We start from the raw sequence: 24508 nt of genomic DNA, 5'->3' as shown, positions 1-24508 counted from the left end.
CGATAGCTGCGGCGCACAACTTTTGGATGTATCTGTTCTATCGCGCTAATTGGCAGACAGCCGGGGATCAACCTGCCCGTATATGGCGCGCTGCATTCAGCCCGCCGTGGTCGGGGCAACTATGTGAAATGCGGCAAATTGTAGGGCGTCACGATTTGCAGATCGCTTGATGCGCCCGATGTCTGGGTAGCGCTTTTGCTTCCGCTGATTGCGGTGTTGAGCAGGGTGATCAAATCTTGATTTAGATCGTGGTGCAGGACGAAGCTGATCGCGCCTTGCCGCAGCAACTGGGTGTTTTCACGATCAAGATCGTGAGCGACAAAAATCCGTGGGTGTTGGCCGTGTTGTGCCATGGTCTTCAGAATCGCTGCGTTGCCGCCGCCCATCGAATAGACGCCGTCGATCCGTGTGCGGGCTGTCAACAAGTCGTTCAACCGCGCGCTTGTCGCCGCAGTCACACCTGCGCCGCCGGACGCATCAATGATCCGCGCGGCGGGCTTCAGGGTCATCAGCAAATCCTGAAACGCGGTATAGCGGTCCGTCTCTCCGCGAAAACTTTCCTGACTGCGCGACGTCAGTATCGTGGCACCGTCATCCGGCAGTGCCTGCGCCAGCAGATAGGCCGCAGTGCGCCCCGCCTCTGCGTTGTCCAGACCAAAATAGCTGTGCCGCGCGCTGCCGGGAAGATCCGTCACCAGCGTAAACACCGGAATCCGTGTTGTCGCCAGTTCGGCAATCATCCCGCGCACTGCCAACGTATCACGCGCCTTGAGGCAGATGCCGTCGCTGCCCGGTTTGGCGATGCGGGCAAGGGCGGCAAGCGTTTCTGCCTCGGTCATGATTTCCTGAAACAGAAACCGGAGCCGGACCGCCGCCCCCGGACACACACGCGCCGCAGTCTCTGCCGCGATGCGGATTTCGCGCGAAAATCTCTGCGGTGCTTCCGCAATGACATCAATGATAACCCGACGACCCGTGGCGGTCAGTTGCGCCTCTTGCGCTTTGAGTTCGCGCAGGGCGGCGGTGACACGGTTGCGGGTTTGCGGGCTGACATGGGCGCGATTGTTCAGCACACGGTCCACTGTCGCCGTGCCCAGCCCTGCCTGTCTGGCAATTTCCTTGATCGGAAAGCGATGCGTCATTGATGTGTTTCTGATGTGTTTTTGTGCCGCGCACAAGCCTGCTGCCGCTACCCTGCCCGTGAACCAAGCAAAGGAAAACGCGATGAGCCTTGATGCTACACCCCCTGACACCGGCTTTTATCTTGAAGCTGCCTGCAACCTGTCGGATTTCGCCGCCCTGACTGCGCGGACGGTCGATCTGTCCACGATTCCCAACGCCAGTGAGGCGCCCAAGAACATCCCCGTATATGACATGGCGGCCCTTGCCGGCCATCTGGACACCCCCGCAACCCGCAAGACGCTGATGTCGGAATGGGCGGGGATCTTACAGCGCGGGGCGGGTGTGTTCGTGCTCAAACAGGCCTGCACCGATCACGCGGCGATTGATGCGGCAACGGCGGCCTACATGGATATCATCGCCGCCGAACGCGCCAAGGGTGGTGCTGCCGCCGATCATTTCGCCGCGGCGGGCAGCAATGACCGGATCTGGAATTCCTTGCAAAAGCTGGCTATCGCCGCGCCCGACGTGTTCACCCGCTATTTCGCAAGTCCCGCTGTCGATGCCGCCTGCGAAGCATGGCTAGGCCCGCATTATCAGATGACTGCGCAGATCAATCTTGTGCATCCGGGCGGTCAGGCGCAGCAGGCACATCGCGACTATCACCTTGGCTTTCAGACGGCCGATATCAGCGCCACCTATCCCGCGCATGTGCATGACCTGTCGCCGTTGATGACCCTGCAAGGCGGGATCGCGCATTGCGATATGTCGATTGAATCCGGCCCGACCAAACTGTTGCCGTTTTCGCAGTTGTATCGCCCCGGCTATGCCGCATGGCGGCGCGACGATTTCCGCGCGCATTTCGAGGCGCATTGCGTCCAGCTGCCGCTGCAGAAAGGCGATGCGCTGTTTTTCAATCCGGCGCTGTTTCACGCCGCAGGTAGCAATTCCAGCACTGACATCCACCGCATGGTCAACCTGTTGCAGGTGTCATCGGCCTTCGGGCGGGCGATGGAAAGCGTGGATCGCGGCGCGATGTGCCGCGCGGTGTTTCCGGCACTCTGCGCGAGTGACCTTCCGCCCGCCGCCCGCGATGCCGTATTGAACGCCACGGCAGAAGGCTATTCCTTCCCCACCAACCTTGACCGTGATCCGCCTGTTGGCGGGCTGGCCCCGCGCACGCAAAAGGACATCCTGCGCGATGCGGTCCTGCAAGGCTGGACGCCACAGGCGCTTGATGATGCGCTGAATGCCTTGGCCGAACGGCAGATCCCGTGATGTGACAGGGCCGCACCTTGTCAGTGCGGCCCTGCTCTGCGACAAGACGCTATGCGCCTGATTGACCCAAACCATCCGTTTTATCGCCCCGCGTGGCGCCGCTATCTGATCGTGGCGGCGCCGTTTGTCTGGGCGGGGGTGGAATGGAACCTTGGCAACACGATCTGGGCCTATCTGTTCGCGGCCATCGGCGGCTATCTGGCGTGGCATCTGGTGCTGAACTGGCGGCCAGACAGCAAGGACTAGGCGGCGGGCAAATCCACCGGCTGCCCCGTTTCGCGTGACAACGTCGCCGCATCTGCCAGTATCTGCGCCTGCAACCCGTCCACGATGCCGGGATCGGCAGGCGTGCCGTTCGTCGCCGCCGCGATAAACGCGCGCATTTCGGCAAGATAGGCCGCCTCGTAGCGTTCCAGAAAGAAATGCTGTGCAGGGTCACGGCGGAAACCGGCACCGGTTGCGATTTCCACGGTGGATTCCAGCTGGTTTTCCGCGCGCAACATGCCCAGCGCGCCATGCACTTCGATCCGCTGGTCATAGCCGTAGCTGGCGCGGCGCGAATTGGAGATCTGGCAGATGCGCCCGCTGGCCGTGGTCAGTATCACGGCGGCGGTATCGACATCGCCTGCCTCACCAATTGCAGGATCGACCAGCGCGCTGCCCATCGCATGCAGGCGCACGAAGTCTTCGCCCATCAGGAAGCGCGCCATATCGAAATCATGGATCATCATGTCGCGGAACAACCCGCCCGAGCGCGCGATATAGGACACAGGCGGCGGGGCGGGATCGCGCGATGTGATGGCGACCAGTTCGACCGCGCCGATATCGCCTGCCTTGATCCGCGCGCGCAGGGCGGCGAAATTGGGGTCAAAGCGGCGGTTGAAACCGGTCAGGAAGGTCACGCCTGCCTGCCCCACCACGTCAATACAGGTGCGGATATTGTCTACGCTCATATCGACCGGCTTTTCACAGAAAATCGCCTTGCCCGCCGCTGCCGCGCGCTGGATCAGGTCGAAATGCGTGTCGGTCGGGGTGCCGATCACCACGGCGTCGATATCATCCGCTTCCATTATCGCCGCAACATCGCGCACCTGTGCGCCGGTGGCTTGCGCCAGCGCCTCTGCCGCTGCAGGCAAGGCATCGGCCACGGCCACGACCTGCGCACCGTCCAGCGCCTTGATGCTGCGGGCATGGACCTGTCCGATGCGGCCACAGCCGAGTATTCCGATTTTCAGCATCTCACGCTCTCCCCGATGCGCCGAGCCCGCGAATGACGGCGCGTGCGGCGGCCATCACGGGGTCATGTGTTTCTTTCAATATGGTTACCCGGTCAAAGCGCGCGGGGTCCGCGTTCACGGCATCGCGCAGCGCTGTGCCAAAGGCCATGCGCAATTCGGTGCCGATGTTGAATTTGGCGATCCGCGATCCGGTGGCCAGCGCCAGACGCTGGGCATAGGGCACGCCCGATCCGCCGTGGATGACCAAGGGCACATCGGTCAGCGCCTCGATCGCGCGGATGCGGGGCTCGTCCAGCCCGCCTTCATGGTCGGTCTGCAGATGCACGTTGCCGACGGATATCGCCATCGCATCCACTCCGCTGTCGCGCGCGAATATAGCAGCCTCGGCCGGATCAGTGCCGGCGGAATTTTCGCCACCGGAGTAACCAACAAAGCCGATCTCGCCCTCGCAAGAGATGCCAGCGGCATGGGCAAGTTCCGCGATGCGGGCGGTCTCATCAATGTTCTGCGCCAAGGGCTTGCGCGATCCGTCATACATCAGCGAGGTGAAACCGGCGTCCAAAGCTGCGCGGCATTCATCATAGGTATAGCCGTGGTCCAGATGCACGACGACCGGCACATCCACGCTGGCGGCCAGATGGCGCATCATCGCGCCCAAGACCGGCAGTGGTGTATGCGCGCGGCAGGATGGCCCCGCCTGCAGGATCACGGGGGCGCGTTCGGCCTCGGCGGCCATCACATAGGCGCGCATGTCTTCCCAGCCCAGACAGACCAGACCGGGCACGGCGTAATGGTCGCGGATGGCGGGTTGCAGGACCTCTGCCAGTGTTTTGAGGGTCATTTGAACTTTGCCACCATGTCCATGATGCCGGGAATCGTGTGCAGTTGCGCGGCATGTGTGGGTTGGAAATATTGCTTCAGGCTGCGCTGGGACTGGCCGCCAAGGATGGTGAAATAATACATCTCGTATCCCGGCAGCACGCAGCAGGGGTGATAGCCCTTGTCGATCAGCACGGTGGACCGGTTCATGATGTGATAGGCATCCCCAGGTGCGTTATCGACACGCTGCAGCATTTGCAGGCCCGACCCGTAATCGGGTTTGAAGCGGAAGTTGTAGCATTCGTCATGCCGCGTTTCGTCCGGCAGGCGGTCGGTGTCGTGTTTGTGGCTGGGAAAGCCCGACCAGCCGCCAGCGCCCACGGTATAAAGTTCCGACACCAGCAAGCGGCCCACGCGGTCGTGGTATGCGGCACCCAGGATATGCTTGATCTTGCGATGGGTCTTGGTGTCGTCGCTGCCATATTGGACAAGGTCGATATCGGCGGCGCGCACGGCAAAGGGCGTCAGTGTTTCGGCAAATTGCGCGCCTGCGATGAAGACCTCGCAATCGGTCAGCGCGGTGATCCGCGCGGCGGTGTCGGTGGGGATATAGACGCCTTCGGGGTCGCCATCCCAGACATCCGCGCCGCGATTGCCGATATGGGCAAAGGTCTGGCCCGCGCTGTCCACCGTCACCGTGCCGGTCGCGGGCACGATGCAGGTTTCATAGCCCGCCACGCGGTAATCGAAATGCTGCCCGACCGTCAGACGGATGATGTTGAAATAGACGTAAGGCACCAGCGGGTGGTCGGTGTCGACGATGGGCCGGTTGGCGTTGTCATGTGGCGGAATATGCATAGGCGTCCTTTCGGTCGGCGTTGGCGAGCAGGAACGCATCGAGTTCGACCCGTGTCGGCATGGCAGGCGCGCAGCCGACACGCGCGACGACCATCGCCGCAGCAGCAGAGCCTTGCAGCACGGCGTCGCGCACAGGCAATCCATCCGCCAGCCCCGCGACAAAGCCGCCCAGAAAACTGTCGCCAGCACCGGTGGGTTTCAGCGCCTTGGTGCGGTAGATGCCGGTTGTGACCTCGCCCTGCGGGGTGATGGTGATGGCGCCCTTTTCGCCCATCTTGTAGACGGCAAGGCTGGCACCTTTGGCGACGAGTTCGCGGGCCTTATCAAGGCCGCGGTTATAATCGCCCGCCATAAACCCGAATTCCACGTCGTTGCCGATGATCACATCGCACATCGCTCCGGCGCGGGAATAGACCTGTGCCGCCTCGTCCGCCGAAGCCCATGAATAAGGGCGGTAGTCGATATCAAGGATCAGCGGCAAACCTGCCGCTTTGGCCAGTTCAAACGCCAGAAACGTGGCGCTGCGCGACGGTTCTGCCGCGAACACCGTACCGGTGGTGATGAGCGCGTCATAGGCTGCGTAATCCACGGCAGTGACATCGCCATCGGTCATCTGGAAATCGGCAGCGCCGTTGCGATAGATCACCGATTGATGATCCTCGATCCGTGTTTCCACGACGGCCAGCGAATTGCGCGCCTCGCCCCCGACCGACCGGACATGCGCCCGCCCGATGCCGTAATGGTCGAGCTGGTTCAGGGCAAAACGGCCGATGGCATCGTCGGACACGCAGGTCACAAGATCGACATGCCCGCCCAGTTTGCTGATCGCCACGCCGATATTGGCGGATGATCCGCCAAGGCAGGCGAAAAAGCGCGTGGCTTCCTCGGTTTTGGTGCCGGGGGGGTCGGGGTAGAAATCCATGCCCGCCCGCCCGATGATGACGAAACGATTGCCGTTGAGTTTCATGTCACACCCCCTGCCGCTGGCGGTCGCGGCCAGCCTCGGTCTCGGCATGTTTGGCGCGGACGGATGCGGTTTCGGACACTTGCGGTGTGCCGACTTCCCACCATGCGTGGCCTTGGGTGGTCCAGCCGTCATAGGGATCGACCTGCATCACGATCACGCAGGTTTTGGGTGAGGCTTTTGCGCGCAGGAATGCCTCGCCCAGCTCAGCGGGGTTGGCGACGGTCACGGCATCGGCGCCCATGGCGCGGGCATGCGCTTCGAAATCGACCGCGAAGGGGGCGGGGATCGTCGGGCAATCGGCGATCAGGTTGTTGAAACTGTCCTGTCCGGTGTTGTTCTGCAGCTTGTTGATGACGGCGAAACCGCCGTTGTCCAGCACCAGCACGATCAGTTTTTTCTGCGTCAGGACAGAGGAATAGATATCCGAGTTCATCAGCAGATAGCTGCCGTCACCCACCAGCACGATCGTATCCTTGTCGGGTTCCTGTTCGGCCTGCGCGATGCGTGCGCCCCAGCCGCCCGCGATTTCATAGCCCATGCAGGAAAAGCCGAATTCGACGTCAACGGTGCCGATATCCAGCGTGCGCCAGTTCGCGGTAACCTCGGCAGGTAACCCGCCTGCGGCAGTCACCACGCGGTCGCGTTTATTGCACAGCGCGTTCACGACGCCGATGGCCTGCGCATAGGAATTGGGTCGGTTCCCGTGGGCGACGTTGTCCGCGACATATACATCCCATGTCTTGCGGTGGTCCTGCGCCGCTGCGGTCCAAGACTTGGGTGCAAGATAGCCACCCAAGGCCGCGCCCAGCGCAGGCAAGGCGACTTTTGCATCGCCCACCACAGGCAGCGACATATGTTTGATCGCGTCATGGCGGCCCACGTTCAGGCCGATGATCTGTGCATCTTTGGCAAAGGCGGTCCATGATCCAGTAGTGAAATCCTGCAAGCGGGTGCCAACGGCCAAGATCACATCCGCCTGCTGTGCAATCGCATTGGCGCTGTCGGACCCTGTCACACCAATCGGGCCGATGTTCAGCGGATGATCCGCCAAGAGATTGGCCCGCCCTGCGATGGTTTCGACCACGGGGATGCCGTGGCTTTCGGCAAAGGCGGTCAGTTCCGCGACCGCATCGCCATATTGCACCCCGCCGCCTGCGATGATCATCGGGCGCTTGGATTGGGCGAGCATGGCTGCGGCATCCGCAACCTCCCGCGTGTCGGGCATCTGGCTGCGGATGCGGTGCACGCGGCGGGCGAAAAAACTTTCGGGATAATCATATGCCCAGCCCTGCACATCCTGCGGCAGCGCGATAAAGGCAGGCCCGCAATCGGCGGGGTCCAGTATCGTGGCCAAGGCCGCAGGCAGCGACTGGATGATCTGCGCGGGATGGGTGATGCGGTCCCAATAGCGGCTGACCGACTTGAAGGCATCATTCACCCCAAGGGTCGGATTGCCGAAATGTTCAAGCTGCTGCAGCACAGGGTCCGGCAGGCGCGTGAGAAACGTATCGCCACACAGCATCAGCATCGGCAACCGGTTGGCATGGGCCAAGGCTGCTGCCGTCAACAGGTTCGCCGTTCCCGGTCCGGCAGAGGCGGTGCAGAACATGAAACGCCGCCGCAGATGGTATTTGGCATAGGCGGCGGCAGCAAAGCCCATGCTTTGTTCGTTCTGTCCGCGATAAAGCGGCAGGTCGTCGCGGACAGGATACAGCGCCTCGCCCAGACAGGGCACGTTGCCGTGGCCGAAGATACCAAAACCACCGCCGCAAATGCGCGTCTCGACCCCGTCGATTTCGATGAATTGCGCCAGCAGATAGCGCACGATGGCCTGTGCGGTGGTCAGGCGGATGGTCGGGCCTGTTGCTGTCATGTGATCCTCCCTCAAGGTGCGGCGCGGATTGCATGTTGCGCAGCCTTGCGACTCAGGATACCAATTTTGCAACCGGTTGCAACCGGATCATGCCGGGGGGAGCACGAATCATGTCCGAGATCGGGATCGGCCTTGTCGGGGGCGGTTACATGGGCAAAGCCCATGCAGTCGCAATGTCCGCGGTGGGTGCCGTGTTCGACACGGCGCTGCGCCCAAGGCTGGCCGTCATCGCCGGATCGACGCCCGAATCCTCGGAACGCTATCGCGCCGCTTACGGTTTTGCCCATGCCGCAGCCGACTGGCGCGCGCTTGTCGCCCACCCCGAGGTCGAGGCGGTCATCATCGCATCACCCCAAACCACCCACCGCGCGATTGCCGAAGCCGCCTTTGCCGCCGGCAAGCCGGTGTTCTGCGAAAAACCGCTCGGCGCGTCTTTGGCCGATGCACAGGCGATGGTCACGGCGGCGGAGGCATCCGGCCTGCCCAATATGGTCGGCTTCAACTATGTCCGCACGCCCGCCACGCAATTCGTCCGCCAGTTGCTGGTGGATGGGGCGATCGGTGAGGTCACATGGTTTCGCGGCGAACATACAGAGGATTTTTTGGCTGACCCCGCGATCCCCGCCAACTGGCGGTGTTTCGGAAGGCCCAGCGGCTGCATGGGCGATCTGGCCCCCCATATGATCAACTGCGCACTGGCGTTGTTGGGCGATATCGCGGAACTGTCGGCCAAGGTCGCAACGATCCACGGCACACGCCCCGGTCCCGCAGGTCCCGTGACCGTGGATAACGACGACCACGGCCAGATGATGGTGCGCTTTGCATCGGGTGTGATGGGGCATCTGTATTTCAGCCGCGCCGCGACGGGGCGCAAGATGGGTTATGCTTACGAAATCCACGGCACCAAAGGTGCGATCCGGTTCGATCAGGAAGACCAGAACGCCGTCTGGCTCTATCGCGCCGAGGGGCCAGAGGCCATGCGCGGGTTTACCAAGATCCTGACCGGTCCCGCGCATCCCGATTACGCGCCCTTCTGTCAGGGGCCGGGGCATGGCACCGGCTATCAGGACCAGATCATCATCGAAGCCCGCGATTTCTTGCAGGCGATCCAGACGGGCAAACCTGTCTGGCCCACCTTCCGCGACGGTCTGGCTGTGGCGCAGGTGATCGAAACCGCTTTCGCCTCGGCTGCTGATGGCCGCTGGCATTCTGTTCCATCCAACTGAAAAGGTCCCGTTCATGTCGATCCGCATTGGCAATGCCCCCTGTTCCTGGGGCGTCGAGTTTCCCGATGATCCGCGCAATCCGCCGTGGCGCAACGTGCTGCGCGAATGTGCGCAGGCGGGCTATAAAGGCATCGAACTTGGGCCCGTGGGTTTCATGCCCGAGGACCCTGCCCTGCTGGCCGATGCCTTGGCCGAAAACGCGCTGGAGCTGATCGGCGGCGTTGTGTTCCGCGCCTTTCACGACCCCGCGCAATGGGACAATGTGCTGGACGGTGCCGTGCGCACCTGCAAGGCGCTGGTGGCGCATGGTGCGCAGCATCTGGTGCTGATCGACAGCATCTCGCCACGTCGCGCGCCGACGGCGGGCCGTGCGGCGGATGCCGAACAGATGGACGCCGCCGAATGGGCCGCGTTCCGTGACCGGATCGCGCATGTGGCGCGGATGGGGGCCGAGGACTACGGCCTGACCGTGGGCATCCATGCCCATGCGGCGGGGTTCATCGATTTCGAGCCGGAACTGGAACGCCTGCTGGACGAGGTGCCAGAGGATATTCTGAAAATCTGTTTTGACACGGGCCATCATTCCTATGCGGGTTTCGATCCGGTGGCCTTCATGCGTCGCCACATCGACCGGATTTCCTATATGCATTTCAAGGATATCGACCCTGCGGTCAAAGCCGCCGCCATCGCCAACAGCACCGGTTTCTACGAGGCTTGCGGGCAGGGCATTTTCTGCAATCTGGGCAAGGGCGATGTGGATTTCCCCGCTGTGCGGCAGATCCTGCTGGATCACGGGTTCAGCGGCTGGTGCACGGTGGAACAGGATTGCGACCCGACGCTGGATGTCTCGCCTGTCACGGATGCGCGGGCCAATCGGGAATATCTGCAAAGCATCGGGTTCTAGGGGGCAATGATGAAACTGAACTGGGGCATGATCGGCGGCGGCGAAGGCAGCCAGATCGGACCGGCGCACCGGCTTGGCGCGCAGGCGGATGGCAATTTCAATCTGGCGGCGGCAGCACTGGATGCGGACCCCGTCAAGGGTCGCGCCTATGCGCAAAGCCTTGGGGTGGCACCCGACCGCGCCTATGGCGACTGGCACGAGATGCTGGCGGGCGAGACAGCGCGCGAGGACCGGATTGATCTGGTCACCGTCGCCACACCCAACGCCACGCATTACGAGATTACCAAGGCGTTTCTGGAAGCCGGCTTTCACGTGCTGTGCGAAAAGCCGATGACGATGACGGTGGAACAGGGCGAGGATATCGTGCGCACCGCCCGTGCGGCGGGCAAGATTTGCGCGGTGAATTACTGCTATTCCGCCTATCCGATGGTCCGGCAGATGCGCGCGATGGTCCGCGCCGGAGAGATCGGCAAGGTCAGGCTGGTTGTCACCAATTTCAGCCACGGCCACCACGGCGATGCGACGGATGCGGATAACCCCCGCGTGCGCTGGCGCTATGATCCGGCGATGGCGGGCGTATCGGGGCAATTCGCCGATTGCGGCATCCATGCGCTCCATATGGCGAGCTTTATCGTCGGCGATGAGGTGGAAAAGGTATCCGCCGATTTCGCATCGACCATTGCCAGCCGCGTGCTGGAAGACGACGCCATGGTCAATTTCCGCATGGCAGGTGGCACCGTCGGGCGTTTGTGGACCAGTTCGGTCGCGATCGGGCGGCAGCACGGGTTCGATATCCAGATTTTCGGTGAAACCGGCGGGATGCGCTGGGCGTCCGAACAGCCCAATCAGGTCTATTACACCCCTGTCGGCGGACGCACCCAGATCATGGAAAAAGGCGAATCCGGGCTGTGTTCCGATGCCGCGCGCCTCAGCCGCGTGGCGATTGCCCATCCCGAAGGGTTCCCGCTGGCGGTCGCCAATATCTATGTCGATCTGGCCGCAGCGATCAGGGGTGGCAGCAGTGACGGGCTGCCCTTGGCCGAGGACGGCTTGCGGTCGATGGCGGCGGTTTATGCAAGCGTTGCCTCGGCCAAGGCGGACGGCGCGTGGACAGATGCCCGCCCGCCGATGTTCCGCTAGGGCAAAGGCCGCAGGGTGCCACGTTCGACGATGCTGCAGGGAAACAGCCGCGTTTCGGGGTGACGGTCGGGGTCGGCAATCGTGCCGACCACCAGATCGATGGACGAGGCGATGATCTCGGCCACAGGCTGGCGGATCGTCGTCAGGTTGATGTTCTGCCAGCGCGCCATCGCCATATCGTTCAGCCCGATAAAGCCGATGTCCTCCGGCACGCGCAGCCCTGCATCCTGAATGGCCGACAGCGCACCGATGGACAGCACGTCATCGCCGCCGAAATAGGCCTCGGCAGGGGTGCCTTCCAGCAAGCGGATCATCTCGGCACGGCCTGCGTCGAAGGAATAGGCGGCGGCATAGCTGATACTGACCGCGATATCGGGATGCGCGGACAGGGCGTCCAGAAACCCTTTGGCGCGATCTTCGGTCGATGTGGCCCCTTTCGGACCGCCCAGAAAGGCCACGCGCTTGTGCCCGCGCGCGATCAGCGCGCCCGCCGCCATGCGTCCGCAGGCAATATTGTCGATCCCCACGACATGCACATGCGGGCTGGATGTATAACGGCCAAAGGAATGCACGACGGGGATGCCCACATCGCGGAACGCCTCGGCAAAGCTGGGCGGCAGGGTGGAGGAGGCGACGATCACCCCGTCCACCGAATATTGCCGCAGCATCCGCACCGAATTTGCGGGATCGGTTTCAGCGCTGAGATTGACCAGCAAAGGCCGCAGGCCCCGTTCCTGCAAACCGCGCGTGAACAGATCGAAGACTTCCAGAAACAGCGGGTTGTGAAAGTTGTTGGACACCAGCCCGATCAGCTTGGTCCGGCCGGTCGTCAGCGATGATGCCAGCGCATTGGGGCTGTATCCCAGTTCAACAGCGGCTTTTTCGACCTTGGCGCGGGTCTTTGCAGAGACGGACGCCCCTTCGGTGAATGTGCGCGACACGGCCGAACGGGATACACCCGCGCGTACCGCCACCTCTTTGAGCGTCACTGACATCCGCCGCCTTCCACCTGTTGCAGGGCGGTTTTATTACATCCGCTCCATCGCAGAAATAAACATTTATCCGACAGATTTTGCAACCGGTTGCAATCTTAATGAATCGCTCCTACAGTTCGGCAGGGCGTGATGGGAGGGACCGGATTCGCCCGCAACATGTTTGGGAGGACATTATGAAAGCAGCTATGAAAACATTGACGGTTGCCGCAGTTGCCGCGACCGCGATGCTTGGCGCCAACGCCGCGATGGCCGAAGGTGAACGCTATGTGCTGGTCAGCCATGCGCCTGACAGCGACAGCTGGTGGAATACCATCAAGAACGGTCTCGCCCTTGGTGGCGAACAGATGGGCGTGACGGTCGAATACCGCAACCCGCCCACGGGTGACCTTGCCGATATGGCGCGGATCATCGAACAGGCCGCCGCCAGCGCACCTGACGGGATCATCACCACACTGGCCGATTTCGACGTGCTGTCCGGCCCGATCCGCAATGCGGTTGATGCCGGTATCGAGGTCATCATCATCAACTCTGGCACCCCAGAACAGGCGCGCGAAGTCGGCGCGCTGATGTATGTGGGCCAGCCTGAATATGACGCGGGCTTTGCCGCAGGCCAGCGTGCTGCGGGAGACGGGGTAACGTCATTCCTTTGCGTGAACCACTATATCGCGCAACCGGCCTCGACCGAACGCTGCCAGGGCTTTGCCGATGGTCTGGGCATTGATCTGGGCAACCAGATGATCGACAGCGGGCAGGACCCGTCGGAAATCCAGAACCGGGTGATGGCCTATCTGAATGCCAATCCCGATACGGATGCGGTTCTGACGCTCGGGCCGACCTCGGCTGATCCGACCATTCTGGCGCTGCAGCAAATGGGTCTGGCGGGCGATATCTACTTTGGCACCTTCGATCTGGGTGGCGATATCGTGCAGGCGATCCGTGACGGCGTGATCCAGTGGGGCATCGACCAGCAGCCGTTCCTGCAGGCCTATCTGCCGGTTGTGGTGCTGACCAACTACCATCGCTTTGGCGTGCTGCCCGGCAACAACATCAACTCTGGCCCCGGCTTTGTGACCGCCGATGCGCTGGATCTGGTGGCCGATCTGGCTGGCGAATACCGCTAAATCAAGGCTGCAAGGCGGGCGCTGCGCATAGTGCCCGCCTTTTTCGACTGCTGCGCAAAACAGGAAGGGTTCACGATGTCCAACACGGACGCGACCGTTGACGAACGGATCAAGGAAACATCAAAACTGCGCAAGGCGCTGATCCGGCCAGAGCTGGGCGCCATTGTCGGCACGATCGCCGTCTTCGCCTTTTTCATCGTTTTCGCTGGCGACAGCGGCATGTTCAATCCGCAAGGCGTGCTGAACTGGTCCACCGTTTCCGCGCAATTCATGATTATCGCCGTCGGGGCCTGCATGCTGATGATCGCAGGCGAATTCGACCTGAGCGTCGGGTCCATGATCGGCTTTGCCGGCATGTCCATCGCGATCATGTCGGTCACACTGGGCTGGCCGGTCTGGGTCGCGATCCTGCTGACCTTTGCACTATGTATCGCCATCGGTGCGCTGAACGGCATCATCGTCGTGCGCACCGGCCTGCCAAGCTTTATCGTCACGCTGGCGTTCCTGTTCATCCTGCGCGGCTTTACCATCTTTTTCCCCCAACTGATCGAACGCCGCACCATCATCGGCGGCATATCCGAGGCCGCAGCGGGCGACTGGCTTGCTCCGGTGTTCGGCGGCAAGATCGGGGGTGCGTTCTTTGTCTGGTTGGGCGATCTGGGCGTGATCGAAGTCTTTTCGCGCGGCACCCGCGCCGGACAACCGGTCGTCGACGGAATTCCCATGCTGATTATCTGGGCGCTGGGGCTTGTCGCGATTGCCCATATCATCCTGACACGCACCCAGTTCGGCAACTGGATCTTCGCCGCGGGCGGCGATGCGCAGGCCGCGCGCTATGTCGGCGTGCCGGTGGACCGTGTCAAAATCCAGATGTTCATGTTCACCGCCTTTTGCGCCTGCGTCTTTGCCACTTGTCAGGTGATCGAATTCGGATCGGCAGGTGCGGATCGTGGTCTGCTCAAGGAATTCGAGGCGATCATTGCCGTGGTCATCGGCGGCGCATTGCTGACGGGCGGCTATGGGTCAGTCATCGGGGCGGCACTTGGCGCGCTGATCTTTGGCGTGGTGCAGCAAGGGCTGTTCTTTGCCGGTGTCGAATCCAGCCTGTTCCGCGTGTTCCTTGGGGTGATCCTGCTGTTTGCGGTGATCCTGAACACCTACATCCGCCGCATTATTACGGGAGAGCGTTGATATGACGACCGAACCCATCATCGAAATGCGCAATATCGAAAAGCATTTCGGCCCTGTGATCGCGCTGAATGGCGTCAGTTTCGACATCCGGCCCGGTGAATGTCACTGTCTGCTGGGCGACAATGGCGCGGGTAAATCGACCTTCATCAAGACGATGGCAGGGGTGCATAAACCCACGGGCGGTGAAATCCTGTTCGGCGGCAAGGCCATGCATTTTGACAGCCCGCGCGACGCGATGGAGGCGGGAATCGCCACCGTCTATCAGGATCTGGCGATGATCCCGTTGATGAGCGTGACCCGCAATTTCTGGATGGGGCGCGAACCGGTCCGCAAGGTGGGACCGTTCAAATTCATGGATTTCAAGACCGCCAATGACGTGACGATGGCAGAGATGCGCAAGATGGGCATCAATTTGCGCTCGCCCGGGCAGGCGGTGGGCACGCTGTCGGGTGGCGAACGGCAAACTGTCGCCATCGCGCGTGCCGTGCATTTCGGTGCCAAGGTGCTGATCTTGGATGAACCGACCAGCGCGCTGGGCGTGCGCCAGACGGCCAATGTCCTGTCCACCATCGACCGCGTCCGCAAGACAGGGATCGGCATCGTTTTCATCACCCACAACGTGCGCCATGCCATGGCTGTGGGCGACCGGTTCACGGTGCTGAACCGCGGCAAGACGCTGGGAACAGCCGCACGCGGCGAGATCACGCCAGAGGCGCTTCAGGATCTGATGGCAGGCGGGCAAGAGATGGCCGCGCTTGAAGGTTCATTGGGCGGAACCGTCTGATGGCAAACCTGTTGCGCAAACCCTTGGCCCGCGACGGGCTGATCCATGCGGTTACACCTGAGAATGCGGGCTGGCGCTATGTGGGGTTCGAACTTTACCGGCTGGCGTCGGGGGCTGCGGCCACGGGCCTGACACAGGACCGCGAAGCGATCCTTGTCATGGTCGAAGGGCATGCGCGGGTGCAGGCGGCCGGACAGGACTGGGGCGTTCTGGGCGACCGGATGGATGTGTTTGAAAAGACCGCCCCCCATTGCCTGTACATACCCCCCGGACAAAGCTGGGAGGTCACGGCGACAACAGATTGCACCGTGGCCATCTGCCTTGCACCCGGCGGGGGCGACTATCCTGCGCGACGCCTTGGGCCTGACGGCATCACCCTGACGCAGCGCGGCGAAGGGTCAAACACCCGCTGGATCAACAACATCGCGATGGAAGACGCGGACGTGGCCGACCGTCTTTTGGTCACCGAGGTGTTCACGCCAGCGGGAAACTGGTCCAGTTATCCAAGCCATCGTCATGATGAAGATGATTACCCCCGCATCACCTATCTGGAAGAAAGCTATTATCACCGTCTGAACCCAGCCCAGGGTTTCGGCGTCCAGCGTGTCTACACCGACGACGGCGATCTGGACGAAACCATGACCGTCAAGAACCATGATGTCGTTCTTGTTCCACGCGGGCATCATCCTTGTGCGGCGCCGCACGGGTATGAAATGTACTACCTCAATGTAATGGCCGGGCCCCTGCGCAAATGGCGCTTTGTCGCCGATCCGGAGCATGCTTGGCTGATGTAGGCCAGACGAGTTAAGCGCTGCACCGATCATTGTATTTCCCCGAGGTTGCCAAGGACTGACTCGCGCTGGCCTTTTATCGCAGCTATCCGGCCAACTTGGCGGTAGATCGCTTGATTGCGACCACGTCTGCGGCTTGTCGCTGACTGAAAAACCGCGTTGCGGATTGCACGCTTTGGTTGCGCCCTTCCCGCACTTTGGGTAAATGATGTGTGAACAGGTGGGTGTCGGGGGTTCGTCGGTTGGGGTTTGCGTTTCGGCATCGTCATCTGGGGCTGCTGGCGGCGGCATTTGGGCTGGCTTTCCTGCCTGTGTTGGGGCTTGCGCAAGGTCAGCAAGCGGTAACAGCACAGGACAGCGTCGCAGAGATTTCTCAACCTGAGACTGCACTGACTGTGCAGGCTTTTGACGCCTGGCGGGTTAGCTGCGGGTCGCCCGAGGCTGACAGTTGCCGTGTCTGGCAGCGCGTGCAGGTCGTAGCAGGCGATATCGCGCAGGACGTAATGTCGGTCTCGCTGGCCCCGTCTGCCGACACAGACAGCGCGTTGGTCCTTGTCGTCCAGACGCCGCTGGATATCTATCTGCCCGACGATTTTGCCCTGCGGATTGATGGGGCTGGTGAACGCAAGGCGCGGTTCCGCAATTGCGACGCCGCCGGATGCTGGGTGGTGATGCCGGTCGATACGGCCCTGCTGCGTGACTTGCGCGGCGGGCTGGAGGCGCAAGCTGCCTTTAGCCTGATCGCGGGGGAAGTGGTGCGGATCTCGTTTTCGCTGCGTGGAATCAGCGCCGCCTTGGCGGCCTATGAAACGGAACGCGCCGCCCGTGTTTGATGTATTGACCACAGACAGGCAGGCGAGAGCTGCCGCAAGCCGCAACATCCTTGGCGCCGGCTTGCTTTGTGCTGTGTTTCTGGCATCGCCTGTCCATGCGCAGGCCTGCGTTGCTGTCGACCGCGTAGATTTGCGCGGCGTGACCTTGCTGGATGCGGGCGCCCTGCAAGCGCAACTGTCCGCGCGCATGGGGTGCGTCGATCTTGGCGGGCTCAACGACCTTTTGGAAACCGTGACACTGGCCTATGTCGAGGCGGGTTACATCGCCGCGCGGGCCTATCTGCCGGAACAGGACCTTTCGGACGGGACACTGACCATCGCGGTGGTGGAAGGGAAACTGTCAGCCATCAATCTGCGCGAGAACGGAACGCCCGCCCCCCGCCGCGCGAGCACGGCCTTTCCCGGGATCATCGGATCGCCTTTGCAACTGCGCGAGCTGGAACAGGGGTTGGCACAGATCAACCGCCTGCGGTCGAGCGATGCCGTCAGCGCGCTGGAACCGGGGGCCGAAGCTGGCGAAACTGTCCTCTCCGTCGATGTGACCCAAGGCAGCCCTTGGTCGGGAAGCGCAAGCATGGATAATCGCGGGTCCGAGACAACCGGGCGCTTCAACCTGGGCGCGGCGTTGACCTACGACGACTTGTTTGGCCTGAACGATGTCTGGACCCTGAGCACCCAGCGCAGCATGGAACCCTCGCCGCTGGCTCTTGGCACGGATGTGCCGGTCGGTCGATCGCTGAGCCTGTCGGGGTCGGTGCCTTACGGGTTCTGGACTTTTGGCGTGGCTGCAAGCGCGTCCGATTATGTGACCGACATTCCCGGGATCACCGGCCCGATCGAAAGCACAGGCCAGTCGGGGAACCTGCGGCTCTCGGCGGATCGTGTGTTGTCCGTGACCCAAACGGGGCGCTGGGATGCGGGGGTGTCGCTGGAGGTCAAGGAAAACGAAAACCAGATCCTCGGGGCGACGATCGACACCGCATCGCGGCGTCTGAGCGTTCTTGACCTGTGGCTCAGCCGCAGCCAGCCGGTGCTGGGTGGGCAGGGGCAGGCACGCCTGACCTATCGGCAGGGCCTCGATGCTTTTGCAGCCTTTGACGATGACACAGCGCCGCCCGGATCGCCCAAGGCGGAATATGACGCTGTGCTTTTCGATCTGTCCTGGGCGCGGCAATGGGATGTGGGCGCGCAGGCGGTGGTTCTGAACAGCCGGATCAGCGGGCAGTACAGCGACGACAACCTGTTCGGATCCGAACAGCTGTCGGTCGGGGGCTTTGGCGGCGTGCGCGGTACACGCACCGGCGTGCTGTTCGGCAATCGCGGGGCGCAGATTACCAACACGTTTAGCCTGCCCGACCTGTGGCAGGACGCGGCGGGGTGGCGCGTGGCGCCGTATCTGGGGCTTGATGCGGGATATGTTGCCGCACAGGACGATTTCGGGATCGCAGGCGGGCATCTGGCCGCATGGAGCGTCGGCGCGACGCTTGCGTCACAAGGCGGGTTCAGCCTCGATACAGTCTATAGCGAGGTGTTTGACGCCTCGTCCAATGTGGATGCGCCGGCAGGTGTGTTCAGCGTCATGGCGCGGATAGGGTTCTAGGAGAGATGACGATGGAGTCGAAGTCGCAGCACAAAAGAACGGGTCTTGCCCAGCGCCTGTCGCGTTTTGCACATCAGGCGGTGACGGCGGTGTCCATCGTGGCGATGACGGCGCAGCCGATCCTCGCGCAATCCTTGCCGATTGTGGCCGACCCCAATGCCCAAGGCGGATTGCGCGTCCAGACCGCGCCGAATGGCGTGCCGCTTGTGGATATCGCGACGCCGAATGCGCGGGGGCTGTCGCACAACACTTATGACCAGTTCAACGTCGGAACCTCGGGCGCGATCCTGAACAACGAGGCGGGCACGTTCGGGACAACCCAGCTGGGCGGTGTTGTGCAAGGCAATGCCAACCTTGCGCAAAGCGGTGCGGCAAGGGTGATCCTGAACGAAGTGGTCAGTGCCAACCGCTCTGACCTGCGCGGGATCGTCGAGGTCGCGGGCCGGTCGGCGGATGTGATCATCGCCAACCCCAATGGTATCACTTGCGACGGCTGCGGTTTCATCCGCACACCGCGGGTGGTGCTGACCACCGGCACCCCCGAGATTGCAGATGGTGCGTTGACCGGCTTGAGGGTCGAAGGCGGCGATGTCCTGATCGGGGCGAACGGGGCCGATCTGGGGTCTGTCAGCCTGTTCGACATCGTGTCGCGTCAGGTCCGGTTCGAAGGCGCTGCGCAAGGCGAGGATCAGGTCCGGCTTTCTGTTGGTCCAAACCGGTTCGACTATACCACGGGGGCGGTTGAGCTGCTGCCGGGCGACCATGGCGACAGCCCCGCTTTTGGCGTCGACAGCACGGCTTTGGGCGGGCTTTACGCGGGCCGGATCACGGTCATGTCGACCGAACAGGGCGTTGGCGTGCGCGCACCCGCCGAGATGGCAGCCAATGCAGGGCAGATGACCCTGACTGCGGACGGGCGGCTGGTGATGGGCCGCGCCCAGGCCGAGGGACGCGTCACCGCGCGCTCGGCTCAGGATAGCGTGACGATTGAACGCTCGCTCTTTTCGCAAGACGCGATAGAGCTGACGGGCGTATCTGCCGAGATCGCGGCAGGGGCGACGCTGGCCTCTGCGGGCAGTCTGGGCATCACGGCGGACACGGTTGATCTGGGTGCCGGTGCGCTGGTTGTCGCCGGTATGACCGCGGATGGCGATCTTGCCGGAAACGGGACGCTCTCGATCACGACAGGGACCCTTGGCGCAACAGATGCACGACTGGCGGCAGCGGGCGATCTGGCCCTGACGGCGGACACGATCCGGTTGGACCAGTCGACGCCGGGTGCGGCGCTGACGGTGCTGGGCGATGCACGGATCGCCACGCAAACGCTGTCGGCCACTGGTGCGACATCCAGCATCGGTGGCGCGCTGGATGTGATGTCGACAGGTGCGCTTGCCCTGACAGGAGGCGCATATGCCGTCGGTGCCGATCTGGACATCGCGGCCGAGAGCCTGACAAGCACGGCGGGCTTTGAAACCGGCGGTGAAGCCACTGTCACAACCCTTAGCGGTGACATGGCGCTGGGCGGCGATCTGGAGGCTGGTGGGCCGGTGCGCCTGACCTCGGCGGGCGATATGACCCTGACGGCGCGGCTCGCGTCCGGCGTCACAGGCTTTTTGCAGGCCACGGGCGATCTGCTTGCTACGGGAACGGTCGTAACCCAGCGCGATCTGCGCGTTGCGGGGGCCAATGTCACCAACAGTGGCGCGCTTGGGGCGGCTGAAGGTGCGCTTGTGGTGGAAAGCACGGGCGATATTGTCAACGAGGGTCTGTTCTATGCCGGACGCGACCTGACACTCTCTCTCGACGGTACGCTGGAAAACCGCTTTGCAGATATCATCGCCGAGGGTGCGATCACCATTGGCGGGCTGACGGGGCCACGCGCCGCCGAAGTCCGGAACCGGTCTGCCAATATCGAAGCGATCACCGGTCGCCTGCTGATTGCCGCAGCCTCTGTGGCCAACGAACAACCCGCGCCGACGATTACCGAAGTGGTCACTGTCACAACGCGCGAGGGCACGGCGGCTGACTTCCCCGGTGTCAGTCATCCTGGCTCGACCTATCGGGTGGTCGAAACCACAACGGTTACACGGCAGGTGGCCGACCCGTCCAGTGATGCGCCGTCGCGGATGCTGGCGGGGGGTGATCTGACGATCGAGGCCGATACGGTCCTGAACCGGTTCAGCCAGATCGCGGCCAACGGTGATGTGACCCTGACCGCGGATACGGTCACCAACACCGGGCAGGACCTGATCGAGGTCACTCTGACCCAGACGGTTTCCTTTTACACGGAGCGGTATTGTGCCTTGCGGATCTTGGGGGTCTGCTTCGACCGCAACACGCGCTATCTGACGCGCACCGATACACAGACGGATACGGTCACTTATGGTGCGGTCTTTGCCGCGATCCAGGCAGGTGGCGCGGTCACGGCCGATGTTTCCGGCTTTGTCAGCAACGACGCGGTGCGTTCTGGCGTTGACCAGATCGGTCTTTCGTCTGGCGACCGTGGCCTTGCTACGCCGACCCAACTCGGGGCGGTCAATCCCGGTACAATTCTGAACCGTCCGGCGCTTTTTGTGCCGACGGGCAATCCGAACGCGCCTTTTCTTATCGAAACGCGGCCTGAATTCGTCGATGTCAGCCGGTTTTTGTCCTCGGACTATTTCCTGCAGCAGATCGGCGGCTACGACGCCAACCTGACCATGCGCCGCTTTGGCGACGCCTATGTCGAGGCGCGTTTGATCCAGGACCAGATGTTCGCCCTGACGGGGCAGCGTCTGGCCCAAGACCCTGCGACCCTGCGCGCCCTGATGCAGCAGTTCTATGACAACGCGCTCGCCGCGGTAGGTGCATTGCAACTGACGCCCGGTATCGCGCTGAGCCCTGAACAGGTCGGGGCCCTGACCGACCCCATCATCTGGCTGGAACCCCGGACCATCGACGGCGCAGAAGTGCTGGTGCCTGTGCTTTACCTCGGCGCGGGGGCGATTGACGAGGTCAGCCTTGCCAGTGCGCAGATCGCCGGCGCACGCGTCGATATCGGGGCGGGCAGCCTGATCAACACCGGGGCTGTGACGGGGGCGGAAAACCTGCGGATCGCGACGGATCGCGATCTGCTCAACATCGGCGGTCAGATCGCGTCGGGTGGGGATGTGACGCTGGATGCCGAAGGTCGGCTGGCCAATGTATCGGGCCAGATCACGGGCGCTGATGTGACCATCGACGCCGGCACGCTGGAAAACTCGGTTGCCGTGATCCGTGACGAAACCGGCAACGGCTTTGCCGACCGGCTGCAGGATGAGGCGGTGATTGCCGCCACCGGAGATCTGTCGGTGATCGTCGAGGGCGACCTGACGTCCGAAGCTGGACGGTTCGCGGCGGGTCAGAATGCCACGCTTCAGGCCGGTGGCGATATCACGCTGGAAGCCGCTCAGGTCGAGACCCTGCGCGAAGACAGGTTCCGTGAGGGCTATGACCGGAGCTACCGGCTCGAGAATGAACTGGCGGGTGTCACGGCGGGCGACAATCTGGACATCATTGCGGGTCGCGACCTGACCATCGCCGGCGCAGAAATTGACGCCGGCGGCGATGCCGCCCTGACAGCCGAGGGCGATGTCGCGATCTCCTCGGTGCAGGACATCCGGCAGGACGATTACCGCTTTGACGTGGACACGGGCTGGTTCTTCGGCGTCGAGACCAATATCCGGGAACAGGAGCAAAGCGTCACCACGCAAGACACAACGATCACCAGCGGCGGCAACCTGACCATCACCGCCGAGACGGGTGATCTCACGCTGGTGGCGCCGGATCTGCAAAGCGGGGGGCAAACCACGCTTGCTGCCGAACAGGGCGATATCGCGCTGCTGGGCAATGCGGACAGCGCCTTTGCCCGTTCCGAGATGCGCGAAGAAGATCTGCTGTGGTGGAACTCTGAAGACGAAGGATTTTCAGAAACCACGCGCACGCCGACGCGGATCACCGCCGACGGCGGGCTGCAGATCGTGGCAGGCGGACAGGTCGTCGCGGAATATGTGTCCACAGGCGGCGACTTTGACGCTGGCATCGCACAGCTTGCCGCAAGCCCCGGTCTGGCGTGGATGGGCCAGCTGCAAGAGATGGATAACGTCAGCTGGCAGCAGGCCGAAACCGCATTCCAGGAATGGGACTATGAATCCCAGGGCCTGACCGAAGCAGGCGCATTGCTTGTGACGGTGGTGACCAGTTGGGCGCTGGGGCCGGGCATCGAGACCCTGGCCGCACAGCTTGGCGGGCAAAGCGCTGCAATGACCGCTGCCTTTGACGCGGGATTGACCGCACTGTCGAACCAGGCTGCGGTTTCGTTTGTCAACAATCAGGGCGACCTTGGCGCGGTTCTGCGAGAGCTTGGGTCAGCCGATAGCTTGCGCGGCCTCGTGGCGTCCATGGTCAGTGCCGGCCTTGTTTCCGAACTGAGCGCAAGCCTGGGGATCGGGCCCCAAATCAGCCCCGAAGCAGCCTTGTCCGACCGGATCGCCTATAATCTGCAGGTCCAGGCCTTGTCCGTAACGGTGAACACGGCCGTGGATGTCACGATTTCGGGCGGGGATTTCGACGATGCTCTTGCCGGAAATCTCAGAAACGCCGCCGCCAATGTGATCGGCACAGTGGTAGCCCAGAACATCGGGGTGGCAGCCGCTGGCGGGGATATCGACCGGACGACACAGCTGATCGCCCATGCCGCCCTTGGCTGCGTAGTGGGCCAAGTCGGATCGGGGGATTGTTCTTCGGGGGCCATCGGTGCTTTTGCAGGTGAACTGACAGCGTTGATCTATGCAAGTGCGGGAGCGGCTGATCCTGCCGCGATTGGCGCCGATCTTGACCGCTGGCAGGAAAACGGCGTGTCTCTCGCCCGCCTTGCGGGGGGGCTGGCTGCGGCGGCCGCGGGTGGCAGCGCCAATGTGGGCGCTGATGCCGGAGAAAACGCGGCAGAGAACAATGGTATCTGGTTTCTGATCCCTATCGTCATTGGTCTGCTGGAGGTGACGGACAAGGTGTTGACGGCCCGCGATGCCTATGAACTCGGGGTCGCGCTTGATGCCTGCAACGCCGGCAGCCAGTCCGCCTGCGATACGGCGGCTGATCTGGCGCAGGACTTCGCCATCAGTGCTGGGATCGAGGTAACGGTCGGCTCGCTCGTCCCGGGCAGCCGTGTCGCGGGCGAACTGATAGGCTGGGTCCGGCGGAACGCCGACGCGGACACCGTGCGCGCGATCGACCAGGCGGGTGAGCAACTGGCGACGAATAGAACAGTCACTGTTGATTCGTCACGCGCAACACGTGGAACGCCTGAATTTGAACTTCTGAATAACCCGCCTGCCAACACTAGGGTTGAATTGAGCAACGGCACGACGTTCAGGACGGGAGAGGGTGGCTATGTCGATGAGATTACATACCAGCCTGTGAACAGTTCTGGCGTTCGGGATGGGCGGCAGACTGCGGTGGGTCGGGAAGGCATAGCCGGTGACGTTGGCGGACACATTCAAGCCTGCCGCCATGGCGGCACCTGTGATCGGTTCAACCTGTTCCCGCAAAACTCGAATTTCAACAACAGCGCCTATAGAAGTTGGGAGAACGAAATCACACGTTCACTTCAAAATGGCGATAATGTTGGAAATGTGACTGTGCGCTTGAATCGGGCTGATCCTTACAATCCAAGGCCGGATAGCGTCCGGATTGAGTATAGCATCAACGGTGAGACACGGGTTCGGAACTTTAGAAATGAGGCTGGAGGTTGA

19 protein-coding genes are annotated in these 24508 nt (G+C 62.5%); 12 read left to right on the top strand and 7 right to left on the bottom strand.

Annotated features, from left to right (window positions below; genetic code table 11):
* Positions 1–119: 119 nt before the first annotated feature.
* The gene (locus VCK47_RS09700) at positions 120–1142 is read right to left on the bottom strand and encodes a LacI family DNA-binding transcriptional regulator (protein WP_322890891.1); all 1023 of its coding nucleotides are present in this window, start codon (positions 1140–1142) and stop codon (positions 120–122) included.
* An 82-nt stretch (positions 1143–1224) separates the two neighbouring features.
* Here VCK47_RS09700 and VCK47_RS09695 point away from each other — a divergent pair, with 82 nt between their 5' ends.
* Positions 1225–2397, top strand: coding sequence for a phytanoyl-CoA dioxygenase family protein (locus VCK47_RS09695; RefSeq protein ID WP_322890890.1), 1173 nt, complete (start codon positions 1225–1227; stop codon positions 2395–2397).
* 51 nt (positions 2398–2448) lie between these two features.
* Positions 2449–2643: a hypothetical protein gene (locus VCK47_RS09690; RefSeq protein ID WP_322890889.1), complete on the top strand. Its 195-nt coding sequence runs from the start codon at positions 2449–2451 to the stop codon at positions 2641–2643.
* On the opposite strand, the gene iolG is transcribed toward VCK47_RS09690, so the two are convergent.
* Genes iolG through iolD form a run of 5 tightly spaced genes read right to left on the bottom strand, consistent with a single transcriptional unit; the run spans position 2640 to position 8152 of the window.
* On the bottom strand, positions 2640–3635 hold the full coding sequence (iolG, locus tag VCK47_RS09685; protein ID WP_322890888.1) for an inositol 2-dehydrogenase: 996 nt from the start codon (positions 3633–3635) through the stop codon (positions 2640–2642). The genes VCK47_RS09690 and iolG overlap by 4 nt on opposite strands.
* Position 3636: 1 nt before the next feature.
* On the bottom strand, positions 3637–4476 hold the full coding sequence (locus tag VCK47_RS09680) for a class II fructose-bisphosphate aldolase (RefSeq protein ID WP_322890887.1): 840 nt from the start codon (positions 4474–4476) through the stop codon (positions 3637–3639).
* On the bottom strand, positions 4473–5312 hold the full coding sequence (locus VCK47_RS09675) for a 5-deoxy-glucuronate isomerase (protein WP_322890886.1): 840 nt from the start codon (positions 5310–5312) through the stop codon (positions 4473–4475). Before VCK47_RS09675 ends, VCK47_RS09680 begins: the two co-directional genes overlap by 4 nt.
* The gene (iolC, locus tag VCK47_RS09670; protein WP_322890885.1) at positions 5293–6279 is read right to left on the bottom strand and encodes a 5-dehydro-2-deoxygluconokinase; all 987 of its coding nucleotides are present in this window, start codon (positions 6277–6279) and stop codon (positions 5293–5295) included. Before iolC ends, VCK47_RS09675 begins: the two co-directional genes overlap by 20 nt.
* Before the next feature lies 1 nt (position 6280).
* Positions 6281–8152: a 3D-(3,5/4)-trihydroxycyclohexane-1,2-dione acylhydrolase (decyclizing) gene (gene iolD / locus VCK47_RS09665; RefSeq protein ID WP_322890884.1), complete on the bottom strand. Its 1872-nt coding sequence runs from the start codon at positions 8150–8152 to the stop codon at positions 6281–6283.
* Positions 8153–8262: 110 nt separating this feature from the next.
* On the opposite strand from iolD, the gene VCK47_RS09660 reads away from it, so the two are divergent.
* The 3 genes from VCK47_RS09660 to VCK47_RS09650 are packed head-to-tail and all read left to right on the top strand — an operon-like array spanning position 8263 to position 11422.
* Positions 8263–9378 (top strand): Gfo/Idh/MocA family oxidoreductase, encoded by a 1116-nt coding sequence (locus tag VCK47_RS09660; RefSeq protein ID WP_322890883.1) that lies wholly within the window; start codon positions 8263–8265, stop codon positions 9376–9378.
* Positions 9379–9391: 13 nt separating this feature from the next.
* Positions 9392–10282 carry a sugar phosphate isomerase/epimerase family protein gene (locus VCK47_RS09655; protein ID WP_322890882.1) on the top strand — a complete coding sequence of 297 codons (891 nt, stop codon included), beginning with the start codon at positions 9392–9394 and terminating at the stop codon, positions 10280–10282.
* A 6-nt stretch (positions 10283–10288) separates the two neighbouring features.
* A complete protein-coding gene (locus VCK47_RS09650) occupies positions 10289–11422 on the top strand; it encodes a Gfo/Idh/MocA family oxidoreductase (RefSeq protein WP_322890881.1) in 1134 nt (377 codons plus the stop codon).
* Here the strand turns inward: VCK47_RS09650 and VCK47_RS09645 are convergent.
* A complete protein-coding gene (locus VCK47_RS09645) occupies positions 11419–12417 on the bottom strand; it encodes a LacI family DNA-binding transcriptional regulator (RefSeq protein ID WP_322890880.1) in 999 nt (332 codons plus the stop codon). The two genes, VCK47_RS09650 and VCK47_RS09645, sit on opposite strands and share 4 nt — an antisense overlap.
* 173 nt (positions 12418–12590) lie before the next feature.
* On the opposite strand from VCK47_RS09645, the gene VCK47_RS09640 reads away from it, so the two are divergent.
* The 7 genes from VCK47_RS09640 to VCK47_RS09610 all read left to right on the top strand — a co-directional run bounded on the left by VCK47_RS09640 (position 12591) and on the right by VCK47_RS09610 (position 24508).
* Positions 12591–13538 (top strand): sugar ABC transporter substrate-binding protein, encoded by a 948-nt coding sequence (locus tag VCK47_RS09640; protein ID WP_416236666.1) that lies wholly within the window; start codon positions 12591–12593, stop codon positions 13536–13538.
* A gap of 75 nt (positions 13539–13613) precedes the next feature.
* Positions 13614–14729, top strand: a complete 1116-nt coding sequence (locus VCK47_RS09635) for an ABC transporter permease (protein WP_322890878.1) — start codon at positions 13614–13616, stop codon at positions 14727–14729.
* A gap of 1 nt (position 14730) precedes the next feature.
* Positions 14731–15513, top strand: a complete 783-nt coding sequence (locus tag VCK47_RS09630) for an ATP-binding cassette domain-containing protein (RefSeq protein WP_322890877.1) — start codon at positions 14731–14733, stop codon at positions 15511–15513.
* A complete protein-coding gene (gene iolB, locus VCK47_RS09625; protein ID WP_322890876.1) occupies positions 15513–16307 on the top strand; it encodes a 5-deoxy-glucuronate isomerase in 795 nt (264 codons plus the stop codon). Before VCK47_RS09630 ends, iolB begins: the two co-directional genes overlap by 1 nt.
* A 239-nt stretch (positions 16308–16546) precedes the next feature.
* A complete protein-coding gene (locus VCK47_RS09620; protein ID WP_322890875.1) occupies positions 16547–17137 on the top strand; it encodes an invasion associated locus B family protein in 591 nt (196 codons plus the stop codon).
* A complete protein-coding gene (locus VCK47_RS09615; protein WP_322890874.1) occupies positions 17130–18737 on the top strand; it encodes a ShlB/FhaC/HecB family hemolysin secretion/activation protein in 1608 nt (535 codons plus the stop codon). The genes VCK47_RS09620 and VCK47_RS09615 overlap by 8 nt, the downstream gene beginning before the upstream one ends.
* A gap of 11 nt (positions 18738–18748) precedes the next feature.
* Positions 18749–24508, top strand: a complete 5760-nt coding sequence (locus VCK47_RS09610) for a DUF637 domain-containing protein (protein WP_322890873.1) — start codon at positions 18749–18751, stop codon at positions 24506–24508.

The organism is Yoonia sp. 72 (assembly GCF_034652275.1).
Classification (GTDB): Bacteria; Pseudomonadota; Alphaproteobacteria; order Rhodobacterales; family Rhodobacteraceae; genus Yoonia.
Note: the sequence above shows the minus strand (reverse complement) of the source record. Positions and strands in the feature narration are given on the sequence as shown.

Bases quoted from the DNA above. Each gene is read 5' to 3' on its own strand.
- VCK47_RS09700 (WP_322890891.1), bottom strand. From the start codon at position 1,142: ATGACGCATCGCTTTCCGATCAAGGAAATTGCCAGACAGGCAGGGCTG.
- VCK47_RS09695 (WP_322890890.1), top strand. From the start codon at position 1,225: ATGAGCCTTGATGCTACACCCCCTGACACCGGCTTTTATCTTGAAGCT.
- VCK47_RS09690 (WP_322890889.1), top strand. From the start codon at position 2,449: ATGCGCCTGATTGACCCAAACCATCCGTTTTATCGCCCCGCGTGGCGC.
- iolG (WP_322890888.1), bottom strand. From the start codon at position 3,635: ATGCTGAAAATCGGAATACTCGGCTGTGGCCGCATCGGACAGGTCCAT.
- VCK47_RS09680 (WP_322890887.1), bottom strand. From the start codon at position 4,476: ATGACCCTCAAAACACTGGCAGAGGTCCTGCAACCCGCCATCCGCGAC.
- VCK47_RS09675 (WP_322890886.1), bottom strand. From the start codon at position 5,312: ATGCATATTCCGCCACATGACAACGCCAACCGGCCCATCGTCGACACC.
- iolC (WP_322890885.1), bottom strand. From the start codon at position 6,279: ATGAAACTCAACGGCAATCGTTTCGTCATCATCGGGCGGGCGGGCATG.
- iolD (WP_322890884.1), bottom strand. From the start codon at position 8,152: ATGACAGCAACAGGCCCGACCATCCGCCTGACCACCGCACAGGCCATC.
- VCK47_RS09660 (WP_322890883.1), top strand. From the start codon at position 8,263: ATGTCCGAGATCGGGATCGGCCTTGTCGGGGGCGGTTACATGGGCAAA.
- VCK47_RS09655 (WP_322890882.1), top strand. From the start codon at position 9,392: ATGTCGATCCGCATTGGCAATGCCCCCTGTTCCTGGGGCGTCGAGTTT.
- VCK47_RS09650 (WP_322890881.1), top strand. From the start codon at position 10,289: ATGATGAAACTGAACTGGGGCATGATCGGCGGCGGCGAAGGCAGCCAG.
- VCK47_RS09645 (WP_322890880.1), bottom strand. From the start codon at position 12,417: ATGTCAGTGACGCTCAAAGAGGTGGCGGTACGCGCGGGTGTATCCCGT.
- VCK47_RS09640 (WP_416236666.1), top strand. From the start codon at position 12,591: ATGAAAGCAGCTATGAAAACATTGACGGTTGCCGCAGTTGCCGCGACC.
- VCK47_RS09635 (WP_322890878.1), top strand. From the start codon at position 13,614: ATGTCCAACACGGACGCGACCGTTGACGAACGGATCAAGGAAACATCA.
- VCK47_RS09630 (WP_322890877.1), top strand. From the start codon at position 14,731: ATGACGACCGAACCCATCATCGAAATGCGCAATATCGAAAAGCATTTC.
- iolB (WP_322890876.1), top strand. From the start codon at position 15,513: ATGGCAAACCTGTTGCGCAAACCCTTGGCCCGCGACGGGCTGATCCAT.
- VCK47_RS09610 (WP_322890873.1), top strand. From the start codon at position 18,749: ATGGAGTCGAAGTCGCAGCACAAAAGAACGGGTCTTGCCCAGCGCCTG.